This window comes from Pseudomonas sp. P5_B3 (assembly GCF_056400405.1).
In genome coordinates, this window is sequence record NZ_JBFULI010000010.1 from 66,088 (window position 1) to 79,573 (window position 13,486).

13 protein-coding genes are annotated in these 13,486 nt (G+C 60.0%); 8 read left to right on the forward strand and 5 right to left on the reverse strand.

What is annotated here, in order from left to right; all coding sequences use genetic code 11:
* The first annotated feature begins 15 nt into the window (after positions 1-15).
* From pqqF to AC1DRN_RS09035, 7 genes are all read left to right on the forward strand, one after another.
* Positions 16-2,445, forward strand: coding sequence for a pyrroloquinoline quinone biosynthesis protein PqqF (pqqF, locus tag AC1DRN_RS09005; protein ID WP_223456914.1), 2,430 nt, complete (start codon positions 16-18; stop codon positions 2,443-2,445).
* Positions 2,446-2,604: 159 nt separating this feature from the next.
* A complete protein-coding gene (pqqA, locus tag AC1DRN_RS09010) occupies positions 2,605-2,679 on the forward strand; it encodes a pyrroloquinoline quinone precursor peptide PqqA (RefSeq protein ID WP_003444522.1) in 75 nt (24 codons plus the stop codon).
* Positions 2,680-2,757: 78 nt separating this feature from the next.
* Positions 2,758-3,669 carry a pyrroloquinoline quinone biosynthesis protein PqqB gene (gene pqqB / locus AC1DRN_RS09015; protein ID WP_223456912.1) on the forward strand — a complete coding sequence of 304 codons (912 nt, stop codon included), beginning with the start codon at positions 2,758-2,760 and terminating at the stop codon, positions 3,667-3,669.
* 139 nt (positions 3,670-3,808) lie between these two features.
* Positions 3,809-4,561: a pyrroloquinoline-quinone synthase PqqC gene (pqqC, locus tag AC1DRN_RS09020; RefSeq protein WP_223456910.1), complete on the forward strand. Its 753-nt coding sequence runs from the start codon at positions 3,809-3,811 to the stop codon at positions 4,559-4,561.
* The gene (gene pqqD, locus AC1DRN_RS09025) at positions 4,558-4,833 is read left to right on the forward strand and encodes a pyrroloquinoline quinone biosynthesis peptide chaperone PqqD (protein ID WP_223456907.1); all 276 of its coding nucleotides are present in this window, start codon (positions 4,558-4,560) and stop codon (positions 4,831-4,833) included. Before pqqC ends, pqqD begins: the two co-directional genes overlap by 4 nt.
* A gap of 7 nt (positions 4,834-4,840) precedes the next feature.
* Positions 4,841-5,977 (forward strand): pyrroloquinoline quinone biosynthesis protein PqqE, encoded by a 1,137-nt coding sequence (gene pqqE, locus AC1DRN_RS09030; protein ID WP_411740678.1) that lies wholly within the window; start codon positions 4,841-4,843, stop codon positions 5,975-5,977.
* Complete coding sequence (locus AC1DRN_RS09035) at positions 5,943-7,769, forward strand: S9 family peptidase (RefSeq protein ID WP_223456903.1); 1,827 nt, start codon at positions 5,943-5,945, stop codon at positions 7,767-7,769. The genes pqqE and AC1DRN_RS09035 overlap by 35 nt, the downstream gene beginning before the upstream one ends.
* A gap of 145 nt (positions 7,770-7,914) precedes the next feature.
* Here the strand turns inward: AC1DRN_RS09035 and AC1DRN_RS09040 are convergent, their stop codons facing one another.
* The 4 genes from AC1DRN_RS09040 to AC1DRN_RS09055 all read right to left on the reverse strand — a co-directional run bounded on the left by AC1DRN_RS09040 (position 7,915) and on the right by AC1DRN_RS09055 (position 10,361).
* Entirely contained in the window at positions 7,915-8,073 is a 159-nt protein-coding gene (locus AC1DRN_RS09040; protein WP_003228885.1) for a YqaE/Pmp3 family membrane protein, read from the reverse strand.
* A gap of 83 nt (positions 8,074-8,156) precedes the next feature.
* The gene (locus AC1DRN_RS09045; RefSeq protein ID WP_223456901.1) at positions 8,157-8,477 is read right to left on the reverse strand and encodes a helix-turn-helix domain-containing protein; all 321 of its coding nucleotides are present in this window, start codon (positions 8,475-8,477) and stop codon (positions 8,157-8,159) included.
* On the reverse strand, positions 8,470-8,826 hold the full coding sequence (locus AC1DRN_RS09050; protein WP_095944832.1) for a type II toxin-antitoxin system RelE/ParE family toxin: 357 nt from the start codon (positions 8,824-8,826) through the stop codon (positions 8,470-8,472). Before AC1DRN_RS09050 ends, AC1DRN_RS09045 begins: the two co-directional genes overlap by 8 nt.
* Before the next feature lie 251 nt (positions 8,827-9,077).
* Positions 9,078-10,361 carry an aspartate aminotransferase family protein gene (locus AC1DRN_RS09055; RefSeq protein WP_223456900.1) on the reverse strand — a complete coding sequence of 428 codons (1,284 nt, stop codon included), beginning with the start codon at positions 10,359-10,361 and terminating at the stop codon, positions 9,078-9,080.
* A gap of 169 nt (positions 10,362-10,530) precedes the next feature.
* On the opposite strand from AC1DRN_RS09055, the gene AC1DRN_RS09060 reads away from it, so the two are divergent.
* Positions 10,531-11,427, forward strand: coding sequence for a LysR family transcriptional regulator (locus AC1DRN_RS09060; RefSeq protein WP_223456899.1), 897 nt, complete (start codon positions 10,531-10,533; stop codon positions 11,425-11,427).
* Positions 11,428-11,686: 259 nt separating this feature from the next.
* Here AC1DRN_RS09060 and AC1DRN_RS09065 read toward each other — a convergent pair whose 3' ends face one another.
* Complete coding sequence (locus AC1DRN_RS09065; protein WP_477786674.1) at positions 11,687-13,465, reverse strand: acyl-CoA dehydrogenase C-terminal domain-containing protein; 1,779 nt, start codon at positions 13,463-13,465, stop codon at positions 11,687-11,689.
* Positions 13,466-13,486 lie beyond the last annotated feature (21 nt).

The following is a 13,486-nucleotide window of genomic DNA, read 5'->3' on the forward strand; positions in this document are numbered from 1 at the left end:
GTTCTGGAAGTGCCCATGCCCGCGCTGAATCCCCTTCGCCCCCACACTGAAACCCTGGCCAACGGCCTGCGGGTGACGCTGCGTCATGCCCCGAATTTGAAACGCTGCGCAGCAGCCTTGCGGGTCGCCGCGGGCAGCCATGATGTGCCGCTGGCGTGGCCCGGCCTGGCGCATTTTCTTGAGCATTTGTTGTTTCTGGGAACTGAGCGTTTTCCTGCCGGGCAAGGGCTGATGGCCTACGTCCAGAGTCATGGCGGCCAGGTAAACGCGCGAACCAGCGAACGCACCACGGACTATTTTTTCGAACTGCCACCCCAGGCGTTTGCCGGTGGGCTGGAGCGTCTGTCAGACATGCTCGCCCATCCGCGTATGAATCCGGACGATCAGCAGCGGGAACGGGAAGTGTTGCAGGCGGAGTTTGTCGCCTGGTCGCAGGATCCAGTGGCGCAACAACAGCGGGCGTTGTTCGATGGGCTTTCTGAGGCTCATCCGCTGCGCGGCTTCCATGCCGGCAATCGCGACAGCCTCCCGGTGTCGCAACCCGAATTTCAGCAGGCATTGCAGGATTTTTATCAGCGGTTTTACCAGACCGGGCAGATGACCTTGAGCCTGGCCGGGCCGCAGAGCCTCGATGAACTAAGAGCTTTGGCCGAGACATTTGCCAGCGTCATTGCCGGCGGTGAAAAGGCCACGCAACAATCCCCGGCACCGCTGATGGCGACCTCAAACGCCAGTTATCAACAGGCTGGCGAGCGCCGACTGGATTTGCTGTTTGCCCTCCAGGCGCTACCCGACTGCGCCGCCGAAGCATTGGGTTTTCTGTGTCACTGGCTGAACGCCGAGAAACCGGGCGGTTTGCTGGCGGATTTGCGTGAGCGTGGATTGGCCGAAAAACTGAAGGCCGAGTCGCTGTATCAATTCGCCGGGCAAGCCTTACTGCACTTCGAGTTCACATTGCCCGCCAACTCTTTGGCAACCGGGATTCGCGAGCGGCTGATGGATTGGCTGGGCTTCTTCGCCAGGCAAGACTGGAGCCGATTGCGCGAAGAATACGCAACCCTGCTCCAGCGCCAACAGCAAGTCAGCAGCGCCTTGCAACTGGCCCGACTGGACAGCGAACAACGCGAAGTCGGGTTATCTGACCAAGGCGTTACGGCCCTCAAGCAAGTCCTCAAACAAATCGGTGCTGTGGATAACTTCAGCGGCCCCTGGCATTTGCCAGCACCCAACCCGTTCTTATGCTGCGAAGCACCGGCACCCAACGCCGGATTGATTCGCGGCCAAACCAGCGCCCACCGCGGCCTGCGCACTTTTGCCCAGGATCGCTCGCGCAGCCGTCGTGAACGTTCGCCGATGCAATTCAGCCAGGCATGGCCGGACAACAACGCGGATGGTGCGATTTATCTGCGCTGGCGCCTGGACTCGGCTCCCGGCAGCCATCTTCAATCACGACTGGAAAACCACCTGCAACCGTTGCGCGAAGACGCGCGCCAGGCCGGTGTGGATTTTTCCTTCAGCGCGTCGGGCAGCGAATGGCTGCTGAAAATGACCGGGCTACAGGAACCGATGCCCAGCGTCCTTGAGCATGTGCTGAAAGAACTGACAAACCCTGATGCCGTTGTCTCACAATCCGAACCGACGAGTGTTGCGCTAATTCCGATTCGGCAACTGCTCAAAACATTGCCCGATCACTGCCTCGAGCACAGCACGAGCTCGGATGACCTGCAGCAACTCTGGTCGAGTGCGCGATGGGATGGGTTGGCCATCGGCTTATCGGCTCAGACTCAAGCGGCCATGGGCCTGGCCTTGAGCCGCATACCCGGCACGCCGGACAATCAGCTGACGCCACCCTCCTCGATCCATTCACAACGTCTGTGGAACACTGTCGATACCGGCTCCAGCGAGCACGCGCTGCTGCTGTTTTGCCCTACAGCTACCGATGAAATGGCCGACGAAGCCGCGTGGCGTTTGCTGGCACACCTCTGCCAGACGCCGTTCTACCAGCGCCTGCGGGTTGAGCTGCAGCTCGGCTATGCAGTGTTCAGCGCCCTGCGACAGATTCACGGGCAAACCGGGTTGCTGTTCGGCGTGCAATCGCCAAGCGTTGCACCGGCGGAGCTGCTGCAACACATCGAGCAATTCCTCAGCGGATTGCCAGAGCTGATCAACGCCATCGACGACACCTCGTTCATCGCCCAGCGCCAGACCTTGGCCGAGCAGTTTTCCAGCGCCGCATTGCCCACTGCCCAAGCTGCGGAAATGCTTTGGCAGGGCAAGTTGGGCGGCCGCTCGTCGGATTATCTGACTCAATTGCCCGAGGCAATCCTGCTGATCGAGCGGGCCGAACTGCTGGCCGCCGTAAAGCGATTGAATCAGGCCGAGGGCGGTTGGCGCTGCCTGGCGAACAGCCCTGCACCCGGCACTCCCTGGCAAGCGACAAAATGATCATTACCGGAGCTGTAAGGCGCTTTCTCAAAGTTTCACGGGCAATCCCTTCGAAATTTTGAGTAACATAGCCACCTAACTGTCTGGAACATCTCTGATTTGAGGTGGACTATACCTATAGATAGCGCTGTCTCACCCCCACCTGAAGGAGTTCAACTTATGGCCTGGACCAAACCTGCCTACACCGACCTGCGTATCGGCTTTGAAGTCACCATGTACTTCGCCAGCCGCTAATCTGCCTTGGCAGACTGCAGCTAACGCCTCGGTTATCCCGAGGCGTTTTATTTTCAGCGTTGAAATGATGGAGCGCCCATGTTTGTCCAGATTCTAGGTTCCGCTGCCGGCGGCGGCTTCCCCCAGTGGAACTGCAACTGCGTGAACTGCGCAGGCTTTCGTGACGGCAGCCTGCGGGCCAAGGCGCGGACGCAATCGTCCATCGCGATTTCCGATGACGGCGTGAACTGGGTGCTGTGCAACACCTCCCCGGACATCCGCGCCCAACTCCAGAGCTTCGCCCCGATGCAGCCGGGCCGCGCCCTGCGCGATACCGGGATCGGCGCGATCATCCTGATGGACAGCCAGATCGACCACACCACCGGCCTGCTCATGCTGCGCGAGGGCTGCCCGCATCAGGTCTGGTGTACCGACATGGTCCACGAGGATCTGAGCACTGGTTTCCCACTGTTCAACATGCTGACTCACTGGAACGGCGGGCTGAACTGGAACCGTATCGAACTCGATCAAAGCTTCACCATCCCCGCCTGCCCGAACCTGCGCTTCACCCCGCTGCCTTTGCGCAGTGCCGCGCCGCCGTACTCGCCACACCGCTTCGACCCGCATCCGGGCGACAACATTGGCCTGATCATCGAAGACCTCAACACCGGCGGCAAACTATTCTACGCACCGGGACTGGGCAAGGTTGATGCGCCACTCCTGGAAATCATGGCCGGCAGCGATTGCCTGCTGGTGGATGGAACCTTGTGGGATGACGATGAAATGCAGCGGCGCGGCGTCGGTACCCGTACCGGTCGCGAAATGGGCCACCTGGCACAGAACGGCCCTGGTGGAATGCTCGAAGTGCTGGAACAACTGCCCGAGCAGCGCAAGGTACTTATCCACATCAACAACACCAACCCGATTCTCGATGAAGACTCGCCGGAGCGTGCGGAGCTGGATCGGCGCCAGGTTGAAGTGGCGTATGACGGCATGAGTATTGTGTTGTAGCGGATGGCCCTATCGCGAGCAAGTCGGATCGCCGCACCGTCGCTCCCACAGTTGACCGCGTAACCCTGTGGGAGCGAGCTTGCTCGCGATGAGGCAGGTACAAGCACTACACCTCTATGGTTGTTCCTGGAGAACCGCAATGACCAACACCCCAATGTCCCCCGCCGAATTCGAAGCGGCCCTGCGCGCCAAAGGCGCCTACTACCACATCCATCACCCCTACCATGTGGCGATGTACGAAGGCCGGGCCACCCGCGAACAGATTCAGGGCTGGGTCGCCAACCGTTTCTACTATCAGGTGAACATCCCCCTGAAGGACGCGGCGATCCTCGCTAACTGCCCGGACCGCGAGATCCGCCGCGAATGGATTCAGCGCCTGCTCGACCACGACGGCGCGCCCGGTGAAGACGGAGGTATCGAAGCCTGGCTGCGTCTGGGCCAGGCCGTGGGCCTCGACCCGGACCAGCTGCGTTCCCAGGAGCTGGTGCTGCCCGGCGTGCGCTTCGCCGTGGACGCTTACGTCAACTTCGCCCGCCGTGCCAGTTGGCAGGAGGCCGCGAGCAGCTCGCTGACCGAACTGTTCGCCCCGCAAATCCACCAGTCACGCCTGGACAGTTGGCCTCAGCATTACCCATGGATCGACCCGGCCGGCTACGAGTATTTCCGCACGCGCCTGGGCCAGGCACGGCGGGATGTCGAGCATGGTCTGGCGATCACGTTGCAGCACTACACCACCCGTGAAGGCCAGGAGCGCATGCTGGAAATTCTCCAGTTCAAACTGGACATTCTTTGGAGCATGCTCGATGCCATGAGCATGGCCTACGAACTGAAACGCCCGCCGTATCACAGCGTGACCGGGGAACGGGTCTGGCATAAAGGAATCACCTTATGAGTTTCGATCGCAGCAAGACCCCGACCTGGCGTCCCGGCTATCGTTTCCAGTACGAACCGGCACAGAAAGGCCACGTGCTGCTGTACCCGGAAGGCATGATCAAGCTCAACGAAAGTGCCGCGCTGATCGGTGGTTTGATTGACGGTGAACGGGATGTCGCGGCGATCATCAATGCGCTCGACCAACAGTTCCCCGGCGTGCCCGAGCTCGGTGACGACATCGAGCAATTCATGGAGGTTGCCCGTGCGCAGCACTGGATCGAACTTGCCTGATTCATCGGTGCAAGTGCCGCCCAAACCTGAAATCGGCTTGCCGCTATGGCTGCTGGCCGAGCTGACGTACCGCTGCCCGCTGCAATGCCCGTACTGCTCCAATCCGCTGGATTTCGCCGAACAAGGCAAGGAGCTGAGCACCGAACAGTGGATCAAGGTGTTCCGCGAAGCGCGGGAAATGGGCGCCGCGCAGCTGGGCTTTTCCGGTGGCGAACCGCTGGTGCGCCAGGACCTCGCCGAGTTGATTGCCGAGGCCCGCAAGCTGGGTTTCTACACCAACCTGATCACCTCCGGCATCGGCCTCACCGAGCAGAAAATCAGCGACTTCAAGAAGGCCGGTCTCGATCACATCCAGATCAGCTTCCAGGCCAGCGACGAACAAGTGAACAATCTGCTGGCCGGTTCGAAAAAGGCCTTTGCGCAGAAACTGGAAATGGCCCGGGCGGTGAAAGCCCACGGTTATCCGATGGTGCTGAACTTCGTGACCCATCGGTACAACATCGACCAGATCGACCGCATCATCGAGCTGTGCATCGCCCTGGAAGCGGACTTCGTCGAGCTCGCCACCTGCCAGTTCTACGGCTGGGCGCAACTCAATCGCGTCGGGCTATTGCCGACCAAAGAACAACTGGTGCGCGCCGAACGCATCACCAACGAGTACCGCGCCAAACTCGAAGCCGAAGGGCATCCGTGCAAGCTGATTTTCGTCACCCCGGACTATTACGAAGAGCGCCCGAAAGCCTGCATGAATGGCTGGGGCAGTATTTTTCTGACGGTCACGCCAGACGGAACCGCGTTGCCCTGTCACGGTGCCCGACAGATGCCGGTGCAGTTTCCCAACGTGCGCGAGCACAGCATGCAGCACATCTGGTATGACTCGTTCGGCTTCAACCGCTTTCGCGGTTATGACTGGATGCCCGAGCCGTGCCGCTCCTGCGACGAGAAAGAAAAAGACTTCGGCGGCTGCCGCTGCCAGGCGTTCATGCTCACCGGTGATGCAAGTAACGCCGACCCGGTGTGCAGCAAGTCGCCACAACACGGCGTGATCCTCAAGGCTCGCGAAGAAGCCAGGCACGCTACCCAGACCATCGACCAACTGGCCTTTCGCAATGAACGAAACTCACGCCTCATCGCCAAAAGCTGAACCCTTCAGCGCTGCCAAAGCCGTGGCCGCCGGTATCGACTTTGCCGAACTGCAGGTCGGTCGACAGGGCCTGTTCTGGAACGAGTACCGACCTGAAGACGCGGCGTGCCGGATCTGGCATTGGCGTGACGGTGCAGCGAAATGCCTGACGCCACCTGAGTTCAGTGTGCGCAGCCGGGTGTACGAATATGGCGGTGGCGCGTTTTGTCTGACGGACGACGGTATCGTTTTCGTCAACGAGGCCGACCAGCAGTTGTATCGGCAATCACTACAAGACGAATTGCCCGAAAGGCTGACGTCCGGTGCGTGCCGTTATGGCGATCTGCAGTTCACCAACGGCCAGGTGCTGGCGGTCGAGGAGCACCGCGACCAACACCGACTGGTGGCGATCGATCTGCTCGATGGCGCACGTCACCTGCTGGCCGAGGGTGCTGATTTCTACGCGGCGCCGACGCTGAGCCCTGATGCCCGGCGCCTGGCCTGGATCGAGTGGAGTCGCCCGGATCAGCCATGGACAGCGACCCGCTTGATGGTTGCCGAGCGCCTCGCCAACGGCGGGTTTGCCGAGGCTCGTTGTGTGGCGGGCGACGGCGTTCAAGAGTCTGTGCAACAACCGCGGTTTGATACTGGCGGTCGCTTGTATTGCCTGACGGATCGCGCTGGTTACTGGCAGCCATGGAAAGAATCTGCAAATGGCCTGAGTCCGTTGCCATGTAGCACCGCGGACCATGGTCCCGCGCCCTGGCAACTTGGCGGCTGCACCTGGATACCGCTGAACGAAAACAGCTATCTGGCCAGTTGGACCGAAGGCGGGTTTGGCCGATTGGGTATTTGCGGCGACGCCAGCGCAGACTTCACTGGCGCCTACAGCCGCTTCCGCCATCTCGCCGTGGATGAGCAGTTCATCTATTGCATCGCGGCGTCGCCCGTCAGTTCAACCGCCGTCATCGCCATCGACCGCCAGAGCCGGCAAGTGAAAGTATTGGCCGGCGGCATTGCACCGCTTGCTCCCGACCAGATCAGCCGCCCGCAAACCTTGCGCTACCCGAGTGGCTCAGGCGAAGCACACGGCTTCTTCTACCCGGCGATGACCGGCGAGGCGAAACCGCCACTGGTGGTATTCATCCATGGCGGACCGACGTCGGCGTGCTACCCGATGCTCGATCCGCGCATTCAATTCTGGGCTCAGCGGGGCTTCGCCGTGGCCGACCTCAACTATCGCGGCAGCAGCGGTTATGGCCGGGCCTATCGTCAGGCGCTGCATTTGAGCTGGGGCGATGTGGATGTCGAAGACGCTTGCGCGGTGGTCAGTCATCTCGCCGAACGTGGCTTGATCGATGGCGACAAAGCGTTCATCCGCGGCGGCAGTGCTGGCGGTTACACCACCCTTTGCGCCTTGGCATTTCACAACGTGTTCCGCGCCGGCGCCAGTCTGTATGGGGTCAGCGATCCGGTGGCGCTGGGGCGCACGACCCACAAATTCGAAAGCGATTATCTGGATTGGTTGATCGGCGATCCTCTGCGGGATGCCGAACGCTACGCGGCCCGCACGCCTCTGCTGCATGCCGGCAACATCCGCGTGCCGGTGATCTTCTTCCAGGGGGAACTGGACGCCGTGGTCATCCCGCAGCAGACCCGCGACATGGTCGAGGCCCTGCAGAACAACGGCATCCTGGTCGAAGCGCATTACTACGCCGATGAACGCCATGGCTTTCGCAAGGCCGGCAATCAGGCCCATGCACTGGAGCAGGAGTGGTTGTTTTATCGGCGGGTGATGGATTTAGTGGACTGAAGCCCGCGCTCATTGCCGAAACGGTGGCGCGCCCTTCGCGGGCAAGTCGGATCGCCGCACCGCCGCTCCCACAGGTTCTGTGACATGCACAAATTCTGTGGGAGCGAGCCTGCTCGCGAAGGCGGTCTACCTGCCGACACTCAGCTCAGCGCTTGGCGATGATGTACACCGCATGCACGATCCCCGGAATGTAACCGCACAACGTCAGCAGAATATTCAGCCAGAACGCCCCGCCGAATCCTACTTGCAGAAACACACCCAGTGGCGGCAACAGGATGGCGATGATGATGCGAATAAAGTCCATGGGACAGCTCCTGATTCGGGTGGACTCGTTCGAGTCCTACAGCTAATCGACCTGTGCCGTTTGTCAGGGTTCAGCCCGATTCCTCAGGCCAGTATCTCCAGACCGTGTTTGCGCACAACACTCAGCAACTTCAGCGCCATGCCACTGGGGTGCTTATCCCCTGCTTCCCATTGCTTGACCGTGGAAGCACTGGTATTCAGGTAGCGCGCAAACACCGGTTGGCTGACATTGTTACGCTCGCGCAATGCCTTGATCTCCTGCGCGGGAATCGCATCCGGCACCCTTGCAAGACAGGACTCATCGAATTCACGCATGGTCGCCTTGCTGATTGCACCTATGGCGTACAAGGCACTGGCCGATTCGTGGATCGATTCCGATAGCTCACTTTTGAATTTTTTACTCATTTGGTATCTCCACAAACTCCTTTGCATCCAGCAAGCGCTGAATTTCCATTTCGGTCAGTCCACCATATGTCTTGGCCAACTCTCGCAAGTCGAGCAAATGCCTGGGACTGATATTGCTCTGATCTTTTTTTGCGTACAGGAACTGATAGACCCAATGAGCACCGCCCTTGGCCAGGATAATCGAGCGATGGCGGTTGGCATTCAAACGCTTCTTCCAGACCCCGCCGCCCAAATTGTCAGCCTGACCATTGAGCATTTCGGTGAATGCCTCCCGGAGTTCGTCATCACCGATCCAGGCCTTGGCAGCCTGCATTGCGAAGCGCTTTGTCTTGAACAGCCTTGGTGACATCGGCATCCCTTCCATAAAACATACCACCCAGTGGTATAGAAATCAAAACAAACGCGACAGTAATACCGTTTCGCTGGCACCGACACTCCCTGCCGATGCACGCTAGAAAGCCATTGATGTGCTAACCGCTCAAGCCGAAATTGCCTTTGGAAAAACCCGGCCACAAAAAAACGCCCCACGCCAAAAGTGTCGGGCGTGGGACGTGCGTATTACCGCGAGACGGTTCTGGAAATTGTGCAGGGCGCGCCTGATCAGACGGCAATCCCTTTACGGCACTGCAATTGCGCGGTGCGTACTCGGGAGAAGGCACGCGCCAGGCGCAGGAGCATTTCATCGATGTTGGCGTTGCTGACATTCAGCGCTGGGGTAAAGCGCAGGCAGTCGGGTTGCGGAGCATTGAGCAGCAGGCCTTCGTACAGCGCGGCCTTGACTACCGCATCAGCGGAATCGTCCGACAGCGTCAGCCCCCAAAGCAGCCCTTGTCCGCGCAACTCGCCGTGATCGTAACGATGGGCCAAACGCCCCAAGCCTTCACGCAGGTGCTGACCGGATTCTGCGACGTGATTGAGGAAAGCCTTGTCCTGCACCGTATCGAGCACTGAAAGTCCCGCAGCGGTCATCAACGCATTGCCGTGATGAGTGCCCGTCACCTCGCCAGTGTCGAAACAACAGGCCTTGCCACGCGCCAGCAACGCGGCCAATGGCACGCCGCCGCCCAACCCTTTACCGAGCACGACGATATCCGCCGTTACGCCGCAGGACTGTTCCGCGAGCAATGTGCCACAACGACCAATGCCGGTTTGCACTTCGTCGAAGATCAGCAAAATGCCGAGTTCACGGCACAAGCGTTCGACACCCTTGAGGTAATGTGCGGTGGCCGGGATCACGCCGGCTTCGCTCTGGATCGGCTCGAGCATGATCGCTACGGTCCGCTCATCCACGGCCGCATGCAACGCTGGCAAGTCATTGAAAGGAACACGACTGAAGCCTGGCAATTGCGGCTCGAATCGGTTGGTCAATGTCGAACTGTCCGACGCCGAAATCGTCGCCAGGCTACGGCCATGGCATCCGTTGTTGGCCACAATGATTCGCGACGCACCGCCACGATGCTGCTGACCCCATTTGCGCGCCAGTTTGATCGCCGCCTCACAGGCCTCGCTGCCGGTATTAAGCAGGTAGGCCTGATCACTGCCGGTGCTGGCACACAGATGTTCGGCGAGGCTGAGCATGCCGCGGTTGTACAGGCCGAAACCCGGGTTGATCAGCGATTGGGCCTGGGCAGTGATTGCATTGACCAGTACCGAAGGACTATGACCAAGACTGTTGGCCCCACCGCTCTGGGAAAAATCCAGGTACGCACGGTCATCGCTGTCCCACAACCATGAACCCTGGCCACGCACAAACACCTGTTTCGGCCGCTCGACACTGGGCATCAAGTACTCGCTGGAAAGGTTATTGCCTTGGGATGGCGGGGAGGTGTCCATGACCAGATCATCAAGACTGGGAGGACTGCGGCGCAGACTGAACAGATTCATCTGAAAAAACCTCTGATGAGGTTTTTTGCCTTACCTATGTAAACACCATCGAAGCAAAGGGTATTCATCGCGCTCTATGGCCCTGTAAGCCCTGTGAATGCGGTTAGACTAGGCTCAGACGAGGCGTTCAGCCATTTCGATTTCCCAGCATTTTCGATAAGTAATACTTATGGATTTCAAGCAACTGCGTTATTTCGTCGCGGTCTATGAAGAAGGCCACGTGGGCCGGGCCGCCGAGCGCCTGTCCATCTCCCAGCCGGCGCTGTCCCAGCAAATCCGCCACCTGGAACAAAACCTCGATGTGAGTCTGTTCGAGCGCAGCAGCAAACGCCTGTTGCCGACCCTCGCGGCCCACACGCTGTACAACCACGCATTGCCTTTGCTCGATGGCCTGCAACGGGCACGGGAAGCGCTCGGCAACTTCAAGGGTCAGGCGCTACGCACCCTGGCCATCGGTGTATTGCAGACCGTGCATACCAGCCTCGTTCCGCAGATGCTCGAGCGGGTGCGCAAGGCGCAGCCGCATCTGGTGGTGCAGATCTATGAACTGACCGGGCTGGAAATCGAGCGGCGACTGCTCAACGGTTCTCTGGATATCGGTATCGGCTACCTGCCGCCCCGCCAGCCTGGCTTGCATGGCGTGATGCTGTACGAAGATGAACTGACCCTGGTCATTCCGGCAGAGCATCCACTGCGTGAATTCAAGAAAGTGTCCATGAGTCAGGCCGCCGAACTGCCGATGTTGTTGCTGGGCGAGGAGTTTCAGATAAGGCAGATCTGGCAGGCACAGCTGACAAGCCTGGGACGTCGCCCACAGGTGCAAGCCGAATTGAACAACATGGCCGGCATCCTCGACAGCCTGCCGCACACGCGCCTGGCGACGGTACTGCCCGGGCGTTCGCAAAAGACCCATGGCAACCACGAACTGCTGTGGAAACCCCTGAGCGAACCCCGCGTACCGCTGAGAGTCGGTTTGGTTTGTCGGGATGTGCAACGGCAGCAGGCCTCGCTGGCATTGCTGCGGACATTGCTGGAAGAAGTGATAATGGCCCGGACGGGCGCTTGAACAGCGCGCATACGCTGGATGGGACAAGCTGAAAACTTTTCTTCAGGCAAAAGAAAACCCCGCCGAAGCGGGGCTTTGCAGACTGTTTCCCTGACATCCATTTCACTCCGCCGTCCTGGCAGAATCCTACGTGTCCCTGTTGTTGCTTTGCGCTTCCTGCGCTACGTCCATGAGAAGTAGATTAGCTCTGGATCCAATTTGCATCTATGGGAGAACAGCAGCACGTTATGTAAGAGAATGCTTACATAACGTTACTTCATCAGAATTGTCCTGCATCCAGCAGGAACAACGATTCGCTACCGGCCTTCACCGACGCGCTCAACGAGTGAATACGCGGCAGCAGGCGAGCGAAATAGAACCGCGCCGTGCCCAGTTTGCTGGCGTAGAAATCGTCTTGCGCTTCCTTGCCGAAAGCCGCCTTGGCCATCAGGGCCCACATGTAGGCGTACGCCACGTAACCGAATACCTGCAGATACTCGACCGACGCCGCGCCGATTTCGTTCGGATTGCTCTTCGCACGGTCAAGCAACCACGCGGTCAATTCATCGAGGGTGGTCACTGCGTCGTTCAGCGGCTTGGTGAACTCGGCGAGGTCCGCACTCGCGGTTGCGGTAAAGTGACGAATCTCGTCGGCGAACAGGTTGTAGTACGCCCCGCCGCTGCCCACGATCTTGCGCCCGACCAGGTCCAGCGCCTGMAYGCCGTTGGTGCCTTCGTAGATCTGGGTGATGCGCACGTCACGCACCAGTTGCTCCTGGCCCCACTCACGGATGTAACCGTGGCCGCCAAAGACCTGCTGGCCGTGTACGGTGGTTTCCAGGCCGAGGTCGGTCAGGAACGCCTTGGCCACCGGTGTCAGCAACGCCACCAGGTCTTCCGCACGCTTGCGGGTGGCGGCTTCTTCGCTGAACTTGGCGGTGTCCAGTTGCATCGCCACGTAGGTGGAGAACGCACGGCCACCTTCGTTCGAGGCTTTCATGGTCAGCAGCATGCGACGCACGTCCGGGTGGACGATGATCGGGTCAGCCACTTTGTCCTTGTTCTGCGCGCCGGTTGGCGCACGGCTTTGCAGACGGTCGCGGGCGTATTCCACGGCGTTCTGGTACGAGCGCTCGCCAGTGGCCAGGCCCTGGATACCGACGCCCAGTCGCTCGTAGTTCATCATGGTGAACATCGCCGCCAGGCCTTTGTTCGGTTCGCCGACCAGGTAACCCACGGCCTCATCGAAGTTCATCACGCAGGTCGCGGACGCCTGGATGCCCATCTTGTGTTCGATCGAACCGCAATTCGCCGGGTTGCGCGCGCCCAGGCTGCCATCGGCATTGACCATGAACTTCGGCACCAGGAACAGCGAAATGCCTTTCGGCCCCGCCGGTGCATCCGGCAGCTTCGCCAGCACCAGGTGGATGATGTTTGCGGTGAGGTCGTGTTCGCCACCGGTGATGAAGATCTTGGTGCCGCTGACCTTGTAGGAACCGTCGGCCTGAGGCTCGGCCTTGGTGCGAATGATCCCCAGATCCGTACCGGCGTGTGGCTCGGTCAGGCACATGGAACCGGCCCAGATGCCGGCATACATGTTCGGCAGGTACGCGGCTTTCAGCTCTTCGCTGGCGTGGGCGTTGATCGACAGGCAGGCGCCGGCGGTCAGCATCGGGTACAGGCCGAACGACAGGCTGGCGGAGTTGACCATTTCTTCAACCTGGGCCGAAACTGCTTTGGGCATGCCCATGCCACCGTAGGCCGGATCGCCACCGACACCGACCCAGCCGCCTTCAGCGTAGGTCTGATAGGCCTGTGGGAAACCTGCCGGCGTGGTGACGGCACCGTCTGCCCAATGGCAACCTTCCTCGTCCGCGGCACGGCTCAGCGGTGCGATGCTTTTGCTGGTGACTTTGCCGGCTTCTTCCAGGATGGCTTCGACCGTTTCTGCATCGACGGTTTCAGCCAGTGCAGGCAGCTCGGCCCAGAGTCTGGCGACCTCGAAAACTTCATTGAGGACGAAGCGCATATCGCGCAGGGGCGCTTTGTAGTCAGCCATGGCAAACCTCGCAAGATCTAT

What these genes read in the sequence shown, in the direction of transcription:
- pqqF (WP_223456914.1), top strand. Translation starts at nt 16, where the DNA reads ATGCCCGCGCTGAATCCCCTTCGCCCCCACACTGAAACCCTGGCCAAC.
- AC1DRN_RS09060 (WP_223456899.1), top strand. Translation starts at nt 10,531, where the DNA reads ATGGATTTCAAGCAACTGCGTTATTTCGTCGCGGTCTATGAAGAAGGC.
- AC1DRN_RS09035 (WP_223456903.1), top strand. Translation starts at nt 5,943, where the DNA reads ATGAACGAAACTCACGCCTCATCGCCAAAAGCTGAACCCTTCAGCGCT.
- pqqB (WP_223456912.1), top strand. Translation starts at nt 2,758, where the DNA reads ATGTTTGTCCAGATTCTAGGTTCCGCTGCCGGCGGCGGCTTCCCCCAG.
- pqqD (WP_223456907.1), top strand. Translation starts at nt 4,558, where the DNA reads ATGAGTTTCGATCGCAGCAAGACCCCGACCTGGCGTCCCGGCTATCGT.
- AC1DRN_RS09055 (WP_223456900.1), bottom strand. Translation starts at nt 10,361, where the DNA reads ATGAATCTGTTCAGTCTGCGCCGCAGTCCTCCCAGTCTTGATGATCTG.
- AC1DRN_RS09040 (WP_003228885.1), bottom strand. Translation starts at nt 8,073, where the DNA reads ATGGACTTTATTCGCATCATCATCGCCATCCTGTTGCCGCCACTGGGT.
- AC1DRN_RS09050 (WP_095944832.1), bottom strand. Translation starts at nt 8,826, where the DNA reads ATGTCACCAAGGCTGTTCAAGACAAAGCGCTTCGCAATGCAGGCTGCC.
- pqqC (WP_223456910.1), top strand. Translation starts at nt 3,809, where the DNA reads ATGACCAACACCCCAATGTCCCCCGCCGAATTCGAAGCGGCCCTGCGC.
- AC1DRN_RS09045 (WP_223456901.1), bottom strand. Translation starts at nt 8,477, where the DNA reads ATGAGTAAAAAATTCAAAAGTGAGCTATCGGAATCGATCCACGAATCG.